The 2,927-nt window shown below is 67.9% G+C and carries 2 protein-coding genes; both read right to left on the bottom strand.

All coding sequences use genetic code 11. The features are described from left to right. Positions 1 to 25: 25 nt before the first annotated feature. The gene (locus tag MTBLM5_RS16405) at positions 26 to 1,018 is read right to left on the bottom strand and encodes a FraH protein (RefSeq protein ID WP_173977135.1); all 993 of its coding nucleotides are present in this window, start codon (positions 1,016 to 1,018) and stop codon (positions 26 to 28) included. Between the two features lie 28 nt (positions 1,019 to 1,046). Then, on the bottom strand, positions 1,047 to 2,801 hold the full coding sequence (gene mamE, locus MTBLM5_RS16400) for a magnetosome formation protease MamE (RefSeq protein WP_245651245.1): 1,755 nt from the start codon (positions 2,799 to 2,801) through the stop codon (positions 1,047 to 1,049). Positions 2,802 to 2,927 lie beyond the last annotated feature (126 nt).

The following is a 2,927-nucleotide window of genomic DNA, read 5'->3' as shown; positions in this document are numbered from 1 at the left end:
TCCATCGCCCATCCCGCGAGAACCACTAGAATTCATCACCGTTGCTTTTGGCGCCGTGGCGCGGAGCCAGCAAAGCATTGAAGCGTCCCTTGATGGAATGGACCAGACTCTGCCCCGCGACGGAAAGCTTACCGCCCAGGGACTTGGGATCCCTCAGCAGATCGGTGGAGGCGCCGATGGCGCCGCGCACGGCCGAATCCGCCACATTGAAGATCCCGGTGAACAGGTCCTCCACGGGAACCTCCTTGACCGGATTTTCGGCAGGGCCGGCAGGGGCGGCCTCTGCCGCCGTCTCCACCGCCGGGGCCGGTTCCGCCGGATAGGCATAGGCCGTCGAGTGGGAAAATGCCTGCGGCTGGGGAGACGGCTCGATCACGGCGGGGGCCTCGACGACCTCCACATCCGAAGCAATCTCAATCTCAATCTCAAGCTCAACATCACTCGTCATCATTTCGGGAACTCCCTCGGTCTCGGTCGCGGCATGATCGTGAGCCGCTTCCGGCTCGGGTTCAGGTTCGGGTTCGGGGACCGGCTCGGGCTCGGGCTCGGGCTCGGGCTCGGGCTCGGGCTCGGGCTCGGGCGCCGCGCCCGTCACCGGGATTGCCGCCTCGGCGGGATTGATCTCTTCATACTCCCGATCCGGCTGCCGCCGGAAAGGCGGCGACCAGTGGGAGACAAGCTCGGTGAACGGGGCGGCTTCAGGCGGCGCATTGGCAACCGCCTCCGCCAATGCGCTCGGCATGACCGGCTTGAGCGCCGCCTCCGTCGGGCTTGCCGCTCCGGGGGAAGACCAGGGCGAACCGCTCAGCAGCGACGCCCAGGCATCCCCTCCCACCGGCTTGATCACCGGAGCCGGAGGCGCAGATATGGGGGCGGCGGGCTCCGGCGCGGAAGATGCCGGAATCTCGGCGTCGGCAGCCGGGGCGAGCGCGGCATCGCCGCCTCCCTTCCCGAGCTTTTCGCCGGGGGTCCCCTTGGCGCGGGGCCGTCGGTTCGTCGCCATCTCGTGCTCCATCATCACAGAACAACCTGGAATTCTTTACCTTTCACCACGGCCCGTTGCCGGACGGCGGCGTTCCCGCGGCGGCCCCGGCAATCAAAGTCATGTTGCGGACGCCTCCATCGCGCAAGACTCCCAGACGGACGGACCCGCCGACCGACATTTCCCCCATGATGGCGACCGCCTCATGGGGGAGGGCGACGGGGCGGCCGTCGATCTTGAGCAGAACATCGCCCGGCCGCAATCCGGCGCTTGCCGCCGCCGTGTTGGGGGAAACGCCGGTGATCAGCACGCCGCGCCCGACCGGCAGACCGGTCTGCAGGCTCATCTGCGGAGACAGGGGCGCCAAGGCGGCGCCGTGCAGGCTGTGACCGGCCATTCTGGACCCGATTCCGCCGCGCGCGCCTTGGACATTGACCGCCAGACCGCCGGGCGGCTGGGCGAACTGATATCCGCCCACCCCCGGCTGAGCGAAGGCGACCGGCCCGGCACCGGCACCGATGATCTGATGGCAACCGGCGCAATTCATGTTCCGGCGGTTGTCGGCATGGGGATTGGCGGCATTGGCCTGGATGGGCGGCGCGGCGGGCGGCGGCGCGGCGACGGGCATCATGGGCTGAGCGAAGGCGATGGGCCCCGCCGCGGCACCGATGATCTGATGGCAGTTGTCGCAAGCCATGGCCTGTCGACCATCGGTATGGGGCGAAGGCCCCCCCACCGCGATGGCCGGACCGGCCGCCCCCACGCCGCCCGGCCCCGGAGCCCGAAACGCGACGGCTCCCATGGCGGGGCCCGCAGCGGCGGCGGCGGCGGGCAGGGCGTTCACTTCATCTTCCACGAACAGGCGGACCTGATTGCTGGGCACGGCGAAACCGATTCCGGCGAAAGCGCCGCTGGGGGTGTAGATGGCGGTATTGATGCCGATCACCGTGCCGTCGGCAATCACCAGCGGCCCGCCGGAATTGCCCTGATTGATGGCGGTATCGGTCTGCAGCAGCTTGGAATGGGTGACGCCCTCGATCACCATGGACTTGCCCTTGGCGGAAATGATGCCGCGGCTGACGGACATATCCAGACCGAAGGGAGTCCCGATGGCGATCACTTCGTCGGCGACCCGCACCGCGCTGCTGTCGCCCAGGACCGCCGAGGTCAGCGGCACCCTGGGAGCAATCTTCAGCAAGGCGAGGTCGAGCGCCTCGTCCATCTTGACGATCTCAGCCGAATAGCGGGTCGCGCCCCCGTCGTCCGACACCGAGACGAGAACCGAATTGGCGCCGCGCACCACATGAAAATTGGTGACGATGAAACCGTCGTCGCGAACGATCACCCCGGTGCCGATATTTTCCACCGAGGTGGTGGTCGGATTGGCGAAACGCGGCAAGACGTCGGGACCGGGCGGCATCAGGGTCTTGGGCGCGGCGGCGCGGCCCGACGACGATGCGGTCACGCTCACGACGCTATGACGCAAAAGGGCGACGACGCGGGAAAATCCCCCGCCGCCGCCCACCTGGGCAGCCCCGGCCTCCATGACCGGCGGCAGGGCCGGAACTCCCGTAGCCGCCGGGGCCCCCGCAAGTGCGTTCGCGGGAAGGGGAAGCACCGGAGCGGTGACGGCGCCGTGACCCAATTGCCGGATCAGGGTTCCAAGGCGGTTGCCGCCCGCCTGCTGGCGAAAAATGAAGGCGCCGAACAGCACGATCAAGGCCACCACGCCCATCAGCATGAGGTAGCGCTTCAAATCCTTGCTGCGAGGGGCATTGGGGCGCCCCCCGGTGTTCGCGTCGCCATCAAGCATCGTCATCCAGCACCACTAAACAAAATCACGCGGCCGACGCGACCAAGGTCCGCAGCATTCGTCGCTGCTGTCGGCCCGCGTTTTTTAGCACAATTACTCCAGGGCACCTCGAAAAATCCCGCCCTCCGGCGA

Origin of the sequence: Magnetospirillum sp. LM-5 (assembly GCF_902729445.1) — a bacterium.
Lineage (GTDB): Bacteria > Pseudomonadota > Alphaproteobacteria > Rhodospirillales > Magnetospirillaceae > Magnetospirillum.
This window is presented reverse-complemented; position numbering and strand designations above follow the sequence as displayed.

Bases quoted from the DNA above. Each gene is read 5' to 3' on its own strand.
- MTBLM5_RS16405 (WP_173977135.1), bottom strand. From the start codon at position 1,018: ATGATGGAGCACGAGATGGCGACGAACCGACGGCCCCGCGCCAAGGGG.
- mamE (WP_245651245.1), bottom strand. From the start codon at position 2,801: ATGACGATGCTTGATGGCGACGCGAACACCGGGGGGCGCCCCAATGCC.